This is a genomic window from Neisseria animaloris (assembly GCF_900637855.1).
Lineage (GTDB): Bacteria > Pseudomonadota > Gammaproteobacteria > Burkholderiales > Neisseriaceae > Neisseria > Neisseria animaloris.
On the sequence record NZ_LR134440.1, the window covers coordinates 2,307,156 to 2,321,436 of the forward strand.

16 protein-coding genes and 1 tRNA gene are annotated in these 14,281 nt (G+C 49.3%); 10 read left to right on the forward strand and 7 right to left on the reverse strand.

The genetic code is table 11. The features are described from left to right. Positions 1-29: 29 nt before the first annotated feature. Complete coding sequence (gene trpA, locus EL216_RS10875; protein ID WP_085390327.1) at positions 30-815, reverse strand: tryptophan synthase subunit alpha; 786 nt, start codon at positions 813-815, stop codon at positions 30-32. A gap of 390 nt (positions 816-1,205) precedes the next feature. After that, positions 1,206-1,676 carry an FxsA family protein gene (locus EL216_RS10880; protein WP_085390328.1) on the reverse strand — a complete coding sequence of 157 codons (471 nt, stop codon included), beginning with the start codon at positions 1,674-1,676 and terminating at the stop codon, positions 1,206-1,208. Positions 1,677-1,858: 182 nt separating this feature from the next. Here EL216_RS10880 and EL216_RS10885 point away from each other — a divergent pair, with 182 nt between their 5' ends. Then, complete coding sequence (locus EL216_RS10885) at positions 1,859-2,551, forward strand: M23 family metallopeptidase (RefSeq protein WP_085390329.1); 693 nt, start codon at positions 1,859-1,861, stop codon at positions 2,549-2,551. Between the two features lie 231 nt (positions 2,552-2,782). Further along, entirely contained in the window at positions 2,783-2,977 is a 195-nt protein-coding gene (locus tag EL216_RS10890; protein ID WP_085390330.1) for a hypothetical protein, read from the forward strand. A 66-nt stretch (positions 2,978-3,043) separates the two neighbouring features. On the opposite strand, the gene dcd is transcribed toward EL216_RS10890, so the two are convergent. Beyond that, positions 3,044-3,610: a dCTP deaminase gene (gene dcd / locus EL216_RS10895; protein WP_085390331.1), complete on the reverse strand. Its 567-nt coding sequence runs from the start codon at positions 3,608-3,610 to the stop codon at positions 3,044-3,046. 113 nt (positions 3,611-3,723) lie between these two features. Next, positions 3,724-4,623, reverse strand: a complete 900-nt coding sequence (locus EL216_RS10900; RefSeq protein WP_085390332.1) for a recombination-associated protein RdgC — start codon at positions 4,621-4,623, stop codon at positions 3,724-3,726. 120 nt (positions 4,624-4,743) lie between these two features. Between EL216_RS10900 and EL216_RS10905 the strand changes: the two genes are divergently transcribed. From EL216_RS10905 to groL, 3 genes are all read left to right on the forward strand, one after another. Further along, a tRNA-Glu gene (locus tag EL216_RS10905) sits at positions 4,744-4,819 on the forward strand. Positions 4,820-5,197: 378 nt separating this feature from the next. Beyond that, positions 5,198-5,485 carry a co-chaperone GroES gene (groES, locus tag EL216_RS10910; RefSeq protein WP_085390333.1) on the forward strand — a complete coding sequence of 96 codons (288 nt, stop codon included), beginning with the start codon at positions 5,198-5,200 and terminating at the stop codon, positions 5,483-5,485. Between the two features lie 90 nt (positions 5,486-5,575). After that, positions 5,576-7,210, forward strand: a complete 1,635-nt coding sequence (groL, locus tag EL216_RS10915; RefSeq protein WP_085390334.1) for a chaperonin GroEL — start codon at positions 5,576-5,578, stop codon at positions 7,208-7,210. Positions 7,211-7,406: 196 nt separating this feature from the next. Here the strand turns inward: groL and EL216_RS10920 are convergent, their stop codons facing one another. Beyond that, positions 7,407-8,087 carry an epoxyqueuosine reductase QueH gene (locus tag EL216_RS10920; RefSeq protein ID WP_085390335.1) on the reverse strand — a complete coding sequence of 227 codons (681 nt, stop codon included), beginning with the start codon at positions 8,085-8,087 and terminating at the stop codon, positions 7,407-7,409. A gap of 191 nt (positions 8,088-8,278) precedes the next feature. Between EL216_RS10920 and EL216_RS10925 the strand changes: the two genes are divergently transcribed. The 4 genes from EL216_RS10925 to hflX all read left to right on the forward strand — a co-directional run bounded on the left by EL216_RS10925 (position 8,279) and on the right by hflX (position 11,779). Then, the gene (locus EL216_RS10925; protein WP_085390336.1) at positions 8,279-9,256 is read left to right on the forward strand and encodes a DNA polymerase III subunit delta'; all 978 of its coding nucleotides are present in this window, start codon (positions 8,279-8,281) and stop codon (positions 9,254-9,256) included. Between the two features lie 11 nt (positions 9,257-9,267). Further along, the gene (locus EL216_RS10930; protein ID WP_085390337.1) at positions 9,268-9,624 is read left to right on the forward strand and encodes a PilZ domain-containing protein; all 357 of its coding nucleotides are present in this window, start codon (positions 9,268-9,270) and stop codon (positions 9,622-9,624) included. Positions 9,625-9,786: 162 nt separating this feature from the next. Further along, a complete protein-coding gene (locus tag EL216_RS10935) occupies positions 9,787-10,560 on the forward strand; it encodes a TatD family hydrolase (protein WP_085390338.1) in 774 nt (257 codons plus the stop codon). A gap of 121 nt (positions 10,561-10,681) precedes the next feature. Beyond that, positions 10,682-11,779 carry a GTPase HflX gene (gene hflX, locus EL216_RS10940; protein ID WP_408633987.1) on the forward strand — a complete coding sequence of 366 codons (1,098 nt, stop codon included), beginning with the start codon at positions 10,682-10,684 and terminating at the stop codon, positions 11,777-11,779. Positions 11,780-11,902: 123 nt separating this feature from the next. On the opposite strand, the gene serB is transcribed toward hflX, so the two are convergent. Further along, positions 11,903-12,739 (reverse strand): phosphoserine phosphatase SerB, encoded by an 837-nt coding sequence (gene serB, locus EL216_RS10945; RefSeq protein ID WP_085390358.1) that lies wholly within the window; start codon positions 12,737-12,739, stop codon positions 11,903-11,905. Between the two features lie 405 nt (positions 12,740-13,144). Here serB and EL216_RS10950 point away from each other — a divergent pair, with 405 nt between their 5' ends. Then, positions 13,145-13,714, forward strand: coding sequence for a Sec-independent protein translocase family protein (locus EL216_RS10950; RefSeq protein ID WP_085390340.1), 570 nt, complete (start codon positions 13,145-13,147; stop codon positions 13,712-13,714). Positions 13,715-13,813: 99 nt separating this feature from the next. On the opposite strand, the gene EL216_RS10955 is transcribed toward EL216_RS10950, so the two are convergent. Beyond that, positions 13,814-14,281, reverse strand: coding sequence for a low molecular weight protein-tyrosine-phosphatase (locus EL216_RS10955; protein WP_085390341.1), 468 nt, complete (start codon positions 14,279-14,281; stop codon positions 13,814-13,816).

Sequence of the window (14,281 nt, forward strand, 5' to 3'; positions counted from 1 at the left end):
ATGTTTTCAGACGGCCTGCGGTGTTTTTGTTAACGGATGGCGTCTTTTAATTCTTTTGCCAACGCGCCGACGGCCTCCGCTTCACGGCCGGCGCTGTTTTCGATTTCTTTGACGATGCGGCTGCCGACGATAACGGCATCGGCAACAGCGGCAATTTCCCGGGCGCTTTCGGCATTGCTGATGCCGAAACCTACGCCGATAGGGATGCTGATATATTTGCGCAAGATTTCAATTTTACGTGAAACGGCTTCGGTATCCAACTGCGACGAACCGGTTACGCCTTTGAGTGAAACATAATAAACAAAGCCGCCTGCATGTTGCGCGATGGTTCGGATACGTTCTTCGGTTGTCGTCGGGGCAATCAGGAAAATGCAGTCGATACCGTTCTGTTTCAGCGCGTCGTGTAACGTAGAAATGGTTTCGACGGGGGAATCGACTGTCAACACACCGTCTACGCCTGCTTCGGCTGCGGCGCGGGCAAAGGTTTCGTAACCCATTTTGTGTATGGGGTTGAGATAACCCATCAGTACGACGGGCGTGGTTTGATCGGTTTGGCGGAATTCGCGTACGACCGCCAATACATCGTTCAGCGATACGCCTTTTGCGAGGGCTCGTTCGGCGGCACGCTGAATGGTGGGGCCGTCTGCCATCGGGTCGGAAAAGGGTACGCCGAGTTCAAGCAGATCGGCACCGTTGGCAACCAAGCCGTGCATAACGGCCAGTGTGGTGCGGATGTCAGGATCTCCGGCGGTAATGTAGGGAATCAGGGCTTTTTCGCTGTTTAAGGCTTGGAAGGTTTGCTGGATTCTGCTCATTGTTTGTTTGCGTCGGGCTTTTCAGACGGCCTCAACGGATAAATTTGAAAAAGCGAGTATAACATTGCTTTGATTTGGTCTGAGTGGTAATTTACATTTATTGTATTGCAGATAAACAGGAACATTCTACGGCGTGATACCGCCTGCATTTTTATATAGCAAATAAACTTAATTTACTAAGGCATTGCTGCGCCTTGGCTCTAAGAGACTGATTTCGTTAAGTTGCTGAAGCGGCAACGGAACCGGTTCCGTATCACTTGTATTACCTGCGGCTTGCTGTCTTGTATTAAAAATAATTTTATTTGCTATCGGTTAACCGATATAAAGAAAGGCCGTCTGAAAACTTTTCAGACGGCCTCAAGCATAATGCGGAACTTGTTTGCTTCGGCATTAATCCTGTTTATGCTCGATGTAGTCCTGTCTGCCCGGTTCGGACGGCGTTACGGTGTATTCGCCTTCAATGATATCGTCGTCATTCGGGCGGGGGCGTGTAAAAGGATTGTGTTGCGAGGTGAATGTGGCGGTGTTTATCTCTGCAATCGGTTTTCCTTTAAGCGGCAGCAGCAGAATCAAAGCGATAATCAGCGATACGAAGCCCGGGCTCATCATCAAAACGGCGGCAACGGCATAACGGATAGGCCAAAGCATTTGGTAAAACGAAACTTGCCCGCCGCCGCGCACAGCAGCCCCCGCCATCAGCAAACCCGATAAACCCGTGTGGCGCAGCATCATCGCTCCCGTCACAAAACTCAATATCATTAAGCCGAGTGTTGCTGCTCCGCCAATCCAATCCGCCATCCATACGATGGACATGATTTCCAAAAACAGCAGTACTAGAAAGCCGATACCGAAAAAACGCATTTTGTTGTTTCCTTTATAGTCATTTTTACCCGTGCCGCTAAAATAAAGCTAACATTGCCCGCTTTCAAGCAGTCGGGGTGTGAAAACGGGTAAAAGCATAAGTTGTAAAAAAAAGTAAAGGAGTTGCGGTTGGGCCGTCTGAAAGTGTGGGTCGCCGTCCAAATTTGCTATCCTTACGCCCCATGAATACACAATACTTTCCTAAACTGAAAAAAATATTTTTGAGTGCTTCTTTGACGATATTGGCAGCCTGTGCAGGTAACCCTGCCAGCGGCCCCGTACCCGAAGGGCATTACCGCGTACAGAGTGGCGATAACCTTTACCGCATCGGCTTGCGTTTCGGACAAAGTGTGAAAACATTGGCGGAATGGAATAATCTGCACGACACATCTAAAATCGAAGTCGGTCAAGTGTTGCGTGTCCGTTCGCGGGGCGTAATAACCGCTTCTTCTCCGCACCGCGCCGCTTCCCGCTCAGGCGAATCCCAACAAGTAGCACCGGTCAATCGCCTAAACCTGCAATGGCCGGTGGAAAACGGAGCCGTGAACATTGTCGAACAATACAATGGTAACTCCAATAAGGGCATTGATATCAAAGGCGAACTAGGCACACCTGTTAAGGCCGCTGCTTCAGGAAAAGTGCTGTATGCCGGCGAAGGTTTGCGCGGATACGGTAAACTGGTGTTGGTGAGCCATAACAGCAGCACGTTAACTGCTTATGCTCATAATGACAGCATCAGCGTGCAAAAAGGCCAAACCGTGCAGCAAGGGCAAACCATCGCCACAATGGGTAGTACGGATACTGATCGTGTGAAGCTGCATTTTGAGGTTCGGATTAACGGAAAAGCCGTCAATCCGATGTTATATTTGCGTTGATTTAAAAACGGAAAATAAAATGTTTTAGGCCGTCTGAAAACATGTTTTCAGACGGCCTAAAACATTAAAAAAATTTATTTTGTCTTTTGTTAATAACTATTTATAAAATTATTGTAGCGTATTTCAATACCATTTGGCTATGAAAATAAACCGTTGGGAAAAATATTTAAATACCCGTACAACATTTACTTTATTCTGCAATCTCAAAAAAATTAATTAAGGAATACAGCTATGCGTATGAGGGTTTTTATACTTGCGGCGGTATTGTTAGGTGGAACGTATTATTTACAAGAAAGTCCTGAAACCAAGCAGAGCATTAAACAGACTTTCAGCCGCGAAAACTTGTTTGAAGTAAAATTTAAAGATGCTGAAAAGCAAAAACAATACGAAAACAACAAAACATCGTTGTTTTACTCATCTTCATAATCATAATTAGCCAAGAACATATAAATAAAAAAAGCCGTCTGAAAATTTTCAGGCGGCTTTTTTATATCATGTTTTAGGAAGAGTTACGCCCGTTTGCCCCATGTATTTACCTTTTCGGTCTTTGTAAGATGTTTCGCAAATTTCATCGCTTTCAAAAAACAATACTTGTGCCACACCTTCACCGGCATATATTTTTGCAGGTAGCGGGGTAGTGTTGGAGAATTCAAGTGTAACGTAACCTTCCCATTCCGGTTCGAACGGCGTTACATTCACGATAATGCCGCAGCGTGCATAAGTGGACTTACCCAAACATACGGTTAATACGTTGCGCGGAATACGGAAATATTCCACCGTACGGGCCAGAGCGAACGAATTAGGCGGAATAATGCAGTAATCGTCTTCAACGGTTACAAAGTTGCGGGTGTCGAAATTTTTCGGGTCGACAATCGTGCTATTGATGTTGGTAAAAATTTTGAATTCATTCGCACAACGGATATCGTAGCCATAGCTTGATGTGCCGTAAGAAATGATTTTTTTCCCATCAATTTCCTTAATCTGGTTCGGTTCGAACGGTTCGATCATGCCGTGTTGTTCGCTCATCCGGCGTATCCATTTGTCGGATTTAATGCTCATAATGTTTCCTTGTTTTCATCAATATGCCGTTGCGTTACATTTCAGACGGCCTGTATTCGATGTGTTTAAGTATTTAAATCGTATGGTTTTGTCAAACCGGTGGTAGGGAAGGTTTATTCTTGCCAGCCGCCCAAATAGCCTACCAGTTCCTCCAGCATAGTGCTTAAGGTTTCCGTCATCAGAATTTGTGAAGCAAAAGTAAGGCTGGCCGCATCATCACCGTGGCCTTCGGCTTCTTCTTGGAGAATATCGAGATACTGGATGCGTTTTAGGGTAAAGTCTTGGGTAAGAATAAAAGCAATTTGCTCACGCCATACGAGGCCGAGTTGGGTAACGGTTTTGCCGTTTTTGACGTGCTGGATCACTTCATCGGCGGTCAGATCTTGTTTGGATACTTTTACAACAGGAGCAACATCGCCGGTACCTTTCAGTTCGCAGTCGCTATCCAGCTCGAAACCGCCTTCCGCTGTACCGCGTAATAACCATTCGGTCATCAGGCTGCCCGGAGATTGTTTGGTGTTGGGAAGGTGGGCTTCAAGGCCGCCTAAAGCCTCGCGAAGTTTGGTTAGCATGCTCTCGGCTTTGTTTGAAGAGGCATTATTTATAAACAAATAGCCGTGTTTGGTATCGAAAATGGCTTGCGTACGGCTGCTGCGGGTAAAGGCGCGTGGTAGCAAATCGTCGGTAATTTGTTCTTTTAATTCTTGTTTTTCTTTACGGCCTACATTGCGGGCTTCAGCATTTTGTATTTCGACAATACGTTCGTCCAGAATGTCGCGAATAACGCCGGCAGGCAACACTTTCTCTTCTTTTTTCAATGCAATGCGCCATGTGTAGTCGGCAGGGAATACGGTTTCGGGTGAAAAAGAAACCGGTGCGGCAAAGCCTTCGCTAAACCAGTCCAAGCCCATACAGGGGGTGAATTCTGCTTCGGTAAGTTTGGCTGCCAGCGTTTCCAGCTCGGGCAGTTTGTTTTTGTTCAGAGGGTAAAAGCTGATTTGTTTGAACCACATGGCATTTCTTTCATTTTAAACCGATGCATTATACAGCAGCCAAAGAGCGTCTGAAAGGTAATATGCCTGCGTTTTATTGACAAGCCGGTTCTATATCAGTATAGTGCCCGACTCGGTTACGCGCCCATCGTCTAGAGGCCTAGGACACTGCCCTTTCACGGCGGCAACCGGGGTTCGAATCCCCGTGGGCGTGCCAGATTTTTTGAAAGCCTTTGCTGATTTTAGCAAGGGCTTTTTGTTTTTCGTTGTCTCGGTTACCTCAATAAAACGGAGGTCGATAGATTTACTGAGAATCTAAAATTTCCATAAATGTAGCAGTTTGTGTAAATTATTAGATCATTTCAAAATTAAGATATTGATTTTTCCATAAACGTTCTTTCCAATTTACTTTAAAGTCCAAAAGTTTTATTTTTGAGAGTGGTAGTTCTTAAAAAAATCACACACAGGGGCTTGAATTTGCTGTTTGTAGCCTTATGTTGGATTGCGTTAACTTGCACCGCGCGGATGCGGCGGTGATTTTATTTGATATGCCTGTTTACAGGTGCTTGTTTTTATTATTTTATCGGAGTTATATATGACCATTCGTCCTCTGCATGACCGCGTAGTCGTAAAACGCTTGGAAGCTGAAGAAAAAACCGCCTCTGGTATCGTATTGCCGGGCGCAGCCGCTGAAAAACCCGATATGGGCGAAGTGATTGCCGTCGGCGCAGGTAAAGTCGGTAAAGACGGCCAACGCCGTCCTCTGGACGTGAAAGTTGGCGACAAGGTGATTTTCGGAAAATACAGCGGCCAAGCTGTGAAAGCCGACGGCGAAGAGCTGTTGGTAATGCGTGAAGAAGACATCTTCGGTATTGTTGAATAATCAAGCATTGAAGGCCGTCTGAAAAGAATATAAAAAGGTTTTCAGACGGCCTCTTAGAGATATTTTGAACATTTTTGGAGAATTTAAGATATGGCAGCAAAAGACGTACAGTTTGGTAATGAAGTCCGCCAAAAAATGGTTAAAGGTGTGAACGTATTGGCGGATGCCGTTAAAGTAACTTTGGGCCCGAAAGGTCGCAATGTGGTATTGGATCGTTCTTTCGGCGGCCCGCATATCACCAAAGACGGCGTAACCGTAGCCAAAGAAATCGAATTGAAAGACAAATTCGAAAACATGGGCGCGCAAATGGTAAAAGAAGTTGCCTCTAAAACCAACGACGTAGCCGGCGACGGTACAACTACGGCCACTGTTTTGGCCCAAGCCATTGTTAGCGAAGGGATGAAATACGTTACCGCCGGTATGAATCCGACCGATCTGAAACGTGGTATCGATAAAGCGGTTGCTGCTTTGGTTGCCGAATTGAAAAATATTTCCAAACCTTGCGACACATCTAAAGAAATCGCCCAAGTCGGTTCGATTTCCGCCAACTCTGACGAGCAGGTTGGTGCTATCATTGCTGAAGCCATGGAAAAAGTAGGCAAAGAAGGCGTGATTACCGTGGAAGACGGCAAATCTTTGGAAAACGAACTCGATGTAGTGGAAGGTATGCAGTTCGACCGTGGTTATCTGTCTCCCTACTTCATCAACGATGCTGAAAAACAAATTGCCGGTTTGGATAACCCGTTTGTATTGTTGTTCGACAAGAAAATCAGCAACATCCGCGATTTGTTGCCGGTATTGGAGCAAGTGGCTAAAGCCAGCCGTCCGTTGTTGATTATCGCTGAAGACGTTGAAGGCGAAGCGTTGGCCACTTTGGTGGTAAACAATATCCGCGGTATCCTGAAAACCGTCGCGGTTAAAGCTCCGGGCTTCGGCGACCGCCGTAAAGCCATGTTGCAAGACATTGCTATCTTAACCGGCGGTAACGTGGTTTCGGAAGAAGTGGGCTTGTCTTTGGAAAAAGCTACTTTGGAAGATTTGGGTCAAGCCAAACGCATTGAGATCGGTAAAGAAAGCACTACTATTATCGACGGTTTCGGTGATGCCGCTCTGATTGAAGCACGTGTAAATGAAATCCGCCAACAGGTGGAAACTTCAAACAGCGAATACGACCGTGAAAAACTGCAAGAGCGCGTGGCCAAACTGGCCGGCGGTGTTGCCGTAATTAAAGTCGGTGCTGCAACCGAAGTAGAAATGAAAGAGAAAAAAGACCGTGTGGAAGATGCGCTGCATGCTACCCGTGCTGCGGTTGAAGAAGGTGTGGTTGCCGGTGGCGGCGTAGCTTTGTTGCGTGCCCGTGCAGCTTTGGAAAGTGTGAAAACTTCTAACACAGATCAAGATGCAGGCGTACAAATCGTATTGCGTGCGATTGAAGCTCCGTTGCGTCAAATTGTTGCCAATGCAGGCGGTGAGCCGAGCGTTGTGGTGAATAAAGTGTTGGAAGGCCAAGGCAACTTCGGTTACAACGCAGGCAGCGGCGAATATGGCGATATGATTGCCATGGGTGTGTTGGATCCTGCCAAAGTAACCCGTTCTGCGCTACAACATGCTGCTTCTATTGCCGGCCTGATGCTGACTACCGATTGCATGATTGCAGAAATTGCAGAAGATAAACCTGCCGCTCCTGATATGGGTGGTATGGGCGGTATGGGCGGCATGATGTAAGCGGCCGTCTAAAAGCCTGAGTGCTTGAAGTGAAAATCCCGTATGGTGTTGAACCGTGCGGGATTTTTTATGGCTGTTCGGTTACTGGGGTATGTTTGGTTTGAGGGTGATGATGTGCTGCTTGTACGTTTGAGATAAAGAGGCCGTCTGAAAGTTTTTTCAGACGGCCTCTTAACTTGTATTGATATGGATATGATTACTTGGCATCTTCTTCGTCGCCGTAATATTTCACACCGATTTTAATCGGCGGACGGCCTTGTGATTTGCGCCAATGGTTGGTGTCGCGCAGCGAATACGCGCAGCCGCAGTATTCTTGTTGGTAGAAATGTTCACGCTTGCTGATTTCAATCATACGTGCACTGCCGCCGCCTTTGCGCCAGTTGAAATCCCAATACACCACATCATCGTAAGGTGCGACGGCGCGGTGGCCGCAGTCATTGATTTGGTTCATGTTTTTCCAGCGCGAGATGCCGAGAGAGCTGGTAAGCACGGGAAAGCCATGTTCGTGGGCATAAAGAGCGGCGCGCTCGAAACGCATGTCGAAACACATGGTGCAGCGGCGGCCGCGTTCGGGATCCATCTCCATACCTTTGGCGCGCTCGAACCAGTTGTCTACATCGTAATCCGCGTCGATAAAAGGAATATTGTGTTTCTCGGCAAACGCGATGTTTTCGTTTTTGCGGATTTCGTATTCTTTTTTCGGATGGATGTTGGGGTTATAGAAAAAGATAGTGAAATCAATGCCGCTGGCCAGCATGGCTTCCATCACTTCGCCGGAACAAGGGGCGCAGCAGGAATGCAGCAGCACTTTTTTCTCACCGCCCGGAGGGTTCAGCACAGGGCGGTCGATGGGGGTAACTTCGGGTTTTTCGTTCATGATGTGGTCTGCCAAAAAGGTTTCAGACGGCCTTTTACTCTTTTTGTTGAAGGAGGCCGTCTGAAAATATAGTTGATTTGGCGTGTATTTTAGCAGAACGCAGGCCGACGTGTCAGGCCGTCTGAAATATGGCCGTCTGAAAGATAAGGTTCTTAGGTATAATATCTGTTTTCTTTTTCAGCTTCATTCACATGATTTATCCGTGGCATCAAACCCAATGGCAGCAAATCGCCGCGCACCGGCAAAGCCTGCCCAACGCATGGTTGTTTACCGGCAAGGAAAACACCGGCAAAACCGCGTTTGCCCGCCATACCGCGCAAGCCTTGCTGTGCGAACAACCTGATGCGGCAGGCGAGCCGTGCGGCGTTTGCCCATCGTGCCATTTGTTCGGGCAAAACAGCCACCCCGATTTTTACGAGCTGACACCGGAAATCCCTGAGGGCGAGGCGGTGGGACGCAAACTGTTGCAGATTAAAATCGATGCCGTGCGCGATATTGTCGATAACATTCATTTAACCTCCGTGCGCGGCGGCAAGCGGATTGTGTTGGTGCATCCGGCCGAAAGCATGAACCTTCAGGCAGCCAACGGTTTGCTCAAAGTGCTCGAAGAGCCGCCTGAAAACGTATTGTTTCTGCTGGTAACGCACGCACGCGACAAACTGCTGCCCACCATCAAAAGCCGCTGCCGCCAAATGGTGCTGCCCGCGCCGTCGCACCAAGAGGCTTTACAGTATTTGCAGCAACGCGGCACGGAGCAGGCCGAAGCGCTGCTGGCTTTTCACGGCGGCGCGCCGTTGTTTGAACACACGCCCGATCTGGACGATCTTCGCAAAGATTTGCTCGACCTGCTGTCCGCCCCGCGCCTGCTGGCGATTCTCGATTACGCCGCCGCATTCGACAAACACAAACAGCCGCTGGCGGTTTTTCTCGACTGGCTGCACAAATGGCTGCTCGATGTGGGTTTGGCGCAACAGCGTATGCCGCCGCTGTATTACCCGCAATACGCGGCTGCGCTGGAAAAAACAGGCGCAAAAACTTCTCCTGCCGCTTTGTTCGCACTTATAGGCCGTCTGAACCGTTTAAGCCCTTACGGGCACCATACCTTGAGTGTTAAAATGCAGCTCGAATCCTTACTCACCGAGTATCTTAATTTTTGGCAAAATAAATAACAGGGAAATTTATGGATATCGCAAAAGACCTGCCGGGCAGAATGATGGCCTTGCAACTAAAAGAAAAAGTAGCACTTTACAACAGCTACATGCCGTTTTTTGAGCATGGAGGGTTGTTTGTGCCTACCGACGACGTTTTCTCGCTTGGCGACGAAGTGCTGCTGGCGTTGGAGTTGACCGATCACCCGGGCAAAAAATTTCTGCGCACCCAAGTGGCGTGGATTAATCCTGCGCGTACTTCTACGCAACGCCCCAAAGGGGTGGGTTTGGCATTCAGTGATGATGAAATTTGCGAGCAAACCAAAAAACTGATCGAAGGCGAGCTTGGCAGCAGCCTGCGAAGCGACCGCGTAACATTTACGCTGTAAAGAACAATGCCCGGGTTGTCTGAAACGCTTGTGTTTAAAGGGGAACTTTTCGACAGCTTGGGCATTGCCGGTTTCATCACGATAGAACCAGAACAGGCCGTCTGAACGTGTGCTTTCAGACGGCCTGTTTAAATATTATTTGATTAAAAACCTTAATTTATCATGCATTTAATCGACTCTCATTGCCATCTGAATTTCGACGGCCTCAGCAGCCGCCTGCCCGAAGTATTTGACAATATGAAGGAAAATGATGTGAAGCAGGCGTTGGCCATCAGCGTGAGCAGGCAGACTTTTTCCGAAGTATTGGCGATTGCCGAGGCACACGAACATATTTTCGCCACGGTAGGCATTCATCCCGATGAAAAAGATACGCCCGAATTTACCGTTGCCGAGTTGGTGGAACATGCCAAACACCCTAAAGTGGTGGGCATCGGCGAAACAGGTTTGGATTACCATTGGTGCCAAGGCGACTTGGGCTGGCAGTACCAACGTTTTGCCGACCATATCGAGGCGGCCAACCAAAGCGGTTTGCCGTTGGTTATCCACACCCGCGATGCGGCGGCGGACACCATGCGTATGCTGCGCGAACATCAAGCCCATGCCGGGGTAATCCATTGTTTTACCGAAAATGTAGAAGTGGCTAAAGCCGCGCTGGATTTGGGTTTTTACATTTCGTTTTCCGGAATCGTTACCTTTAAAAACGCTGCGGATATCCAAGAAGCCGCCAAGTATGTGCCGCAAGACCGGATTTTGGTGGAAACCGACGCGCCGTTTCTCGCCCCCGTGCCCAAGCGCGGCAAGCCCAACGAGCCGGCTTATGTGCGTTATACTGCCGAATTCGTAGCGAAACTGCGCGGCGATTCGGTGGAGCATATTGCTGAAATCACCACCGAAAACTTCTACCGGCTGTTTAACAAAGTGCCCAAGTTGGCGTGAAAAAGCTGAAACATGGCAAACCCGCAGAGGCCGTCTGAAAACTTTCCTAAACGGAGCGTGAACCGTGAGTAAACCCACCCTGTTTCAAATCGACAAATCCCTTGAAAAGCCCGAGCGCGTGATGCTGGCGGGGGTGATGCTGAGTGCGGACTATTCCGGTGCCAACGAATGGCGCGAACAGGCTTTTCAGACGGCCTTGGCCGAAGCGGCAGACTTGGTGCGCGCGGCGGGCGGCGATTTGGTGTGCACCGAAACCGCCAAGCGCGACAAAGCCCATACCGCGCTGTTCGTCGGCACGGGCAAGGCCGAAGAGTTGGCCGAATTGGTGCGGCAGCACGACATCGAATTAGTGGTGTTCAACCACGAACTGACACCGACGCAGGAGCGCAATTTGGAGCGCGTTTTACAATGCCGCGTGCTTGACCGCGTGGGGCTGATTCTGGCGATTTTCGCCAAACGCGCACAATCGCAAGAAGGTAAACTGCAAGTGGAGTTGGCGCAGCTTAATCACTTAAGCGGGCGGCTGGTGCGAGGTTACGGACACATGCAAAGTCAAAAAGGCGGTATCGGTTTGAAAGGCCCGGGCGAAACCCAGCTCGAAACCGACCGCCGTTTGATCAATCAAAAAATCACCGCCTTGAAAAAACAATTGCAGAACGTGCAGAAACAGCGTGCCACCCGCCGCAAATCGCGGATGCAGGGCAGCATCAAAACCTTTGCGCTGGTCGGCTATACCAATGCGGGAAAATCCAGCCTGTTCAACCGTTTAACCAAAGCCGATGTACTGGCGAAAGACCAACTGTTCGCCACGCTCGACACCACCGCCCGCCGCCTGTATCTGTCGCCCGAGGCCACGGTTATCCTAACCGATACCGTCGGCTTCGTGCGCGATTTGCCGCACAAGCTGGTGTCTGCATTTTCGGCCACTTTGGAAGAAACCGCGTTGGCCGACGTGCTGCTGCATGTGGTTGATGCCAGCCATCCCGATTTCGAGCGGCAAATGGACGATGTGAACACCGTGCTGGAAGAAATCGGCGCACATGAAGTGCCGCAACTGATCGTGTACAACAAAATCGACCTGCTGCCCGACAACAAACGCCCCGCCGGTATTCTGCGCGATACGCAGGGCAGGGCGGTGGCGGTGAATATTTCCGTTACCGAAAGTTTGGGTTTGGATGCTTTACGTGAGGCAATGATTGAGCGGGCGCGGGAAGAGTAGCCCTGTGAAAAACGGTTGGCCGGTAAGAACGGCACAATGCGGCGGGGTGGAAGCAGCAGAGCGGCGAAGTGCCGCAATGCTTTTTATAGAGTAAGTAGACTGGTTTTTCAGACGGCCTCGACGTTATCTGAACCACCCGCGCACGGCTTCGAGCCCGCCGAAGTTGATGCAGGCATCCGCATGCGCTTGGGCTTTCGGTTTGGCGCGGTAAGCAATGCCGATACCGGCTTCGAGCAGCATGGGGATATCGTTTGCGCCGTCACCCATAGCCAGCACCCGATGTTTTTCCAAGCCCAGCCGTTCCCGAAGCTGCACCAACAAATCCGCCTTGGCTTGCGCATCCACCACGCCCCCGAGCAATTGTCCCGTGAGCAGGCCGTCTGAAATTTCCAAAACATTCGCGTGCTGGTAATCCAGCCCCAAACGTTGTTGCAGACGTTCGGTGAAGAAAGTGAAACCGCCTGAAACCAGTGCAAATTTCACCCCGTTTTTTTTGCATTCGTCCAGCAGGTATTCCGCACCGGGCGATAGCTGCAAAACGTTGTCGTACACTTCTTGTAAAATCCGTTCATCCAAGCCTTTTAACAGTGCGACGCGGCGGCGGAGAGACTGCTCGAAATCAAGCTCGCCGCGCATGGATTGTTCGGTAATCTCCGCCACCTGTGCTTTCAAACCCACACCGGCGGCGATTTCATCGACGCATTCGATGGTAATCAACGTCGAATCCATATCGCTGACAATCAACCCCAGTTCGGAAAACGCCAAATCCGGCAGCACGGCATGATCTATGTGTTGACGGTTTAATTCTGCCGATACCGCTTCGGGCAGGCGGAAACCGTCGGTAACGGGCAGCCGTAATGTGCCGTGGCGGATGTTTTCAGACGGCAGGTTTAATGTGTTCAAAATGCCGAGGTCGCATTCAGTAAGGGCGGGATGTTGAAGAACGAAAACGTGCTGCATAATGATATGGATGAGGGAAGAAAGCACGGATTATAAAAGAAATTGCCAAAGGCCGTCCGAAAAGTTCGATGAATCTTCAAGCATTGACGAAAGCCGGAAAGATACGGATTTTGGCGGCTGCTTGGAAATGCGGTTTGCGAAAGCGGATAAAACGGCCTGATAACATTTGTTTTATGCGGCATAAAAAACTTTACCTGATTTGAATTGCTTTTTCATACGGCATAAAAATGATTGAAATCAAAATCATGTTGGAATAATTTAAGTATAATTTGAATTGGTTGGCCGTGCTTGTGTGCTGCGGATACGGGCTTGGGCCGAGACAAGGAACTTTTTCTCTGTTACCGTTGCCTATATACGGTCTGTGCTTTTAGTGCATTAATGATTACCTATAAAAACGGAGTAACTATGAAAGTGGATTTTAAAACTATCGTTCCCGCTGTTGTTTTAATGACCGCGCTGACCGCCTGCGGCAGTTTCAGTTTCGGTAAAAAAGACAAACCTAAAGAACAACCTGCTCCCGTTCCCGCGCCTGCCGTCCAACCGCAAGCAGCACCGCAGCGCCAAGCTCCTGAAACGGTTCGGGTCGATTCTATCGACGCTAAGAAAGAAGTGGCTTACAAATGCGGCAACAAAGGGCAGAATCCGCTGACCGTGATGTACGGTTTCAAAGGCGGCGAAGTTGTGGTTGCCCAAGTGAAATACCAAAACAAATTGTCTCCCGGCCTGTTCCGCGTGATCGGCAACAATGACGGTAACGTGTTTACCGCCAACGGTATCACTTGGTCTGCCGGTAAAGCCGATGCCGCCAATGTGGATAAAGTGGACGGCAATATGCTGACTCAGGAAGGTGTTGAAACAGTAAACGGCAAACCGACCCAAGTTTCTCAAATCGTTACCAAATACTGCGTGTTGGATAAAGCGGCTACTGCAAAATTGAACAAGCCTGCCGCTACGAAAGCACCGGCTAGAAAATAATCTGGTTTTCGGTAAGTTTTGAATGAAGAGGCCGTCTGAAAAGTTTCAGACGGCTTCTTTCATATGTTTGCAGGGTTTGTTCGGTTGTTTGCGTCCGAGCTATTCCGCCAAGCCCAATTTTTTCAACAATGCGCGGCTGCCTTCCGACACGAGCCGGAAAGTTTCGTCGAAATCGCCGGTGTACCACGGGTCGGGCACGTGGTTGTAGCCGCTGGATGGGATTAAATCGGTAAGTTTGAAGATTTTTTCGGGTGGGCGGCCGAACGTGCGTTCCAGTTCGGCGAGGTTGTCGTCATCCATCGCAATCAGAAAATCATAATACCCGTCATCACCGATTTGTACTTGGCTGCTGGTAAAGCCCGAATGGTTGATGCCGTGCTTCGCCAGCGTTTTACGCGTGCCTTGGTGCATGTTTTCGCCATTGTGCCAGCCCGAAGTGCCCGAGCTGGAAACGGCAATACGTTGCTCGACACCGGCTTGCCGCGCATGGTGGCGTAAAACATATTCGGCCATCGGAGAACGGCAGATGTTGCCGAGGCAGACGAAAAGGATACGGTAGGCACTCAT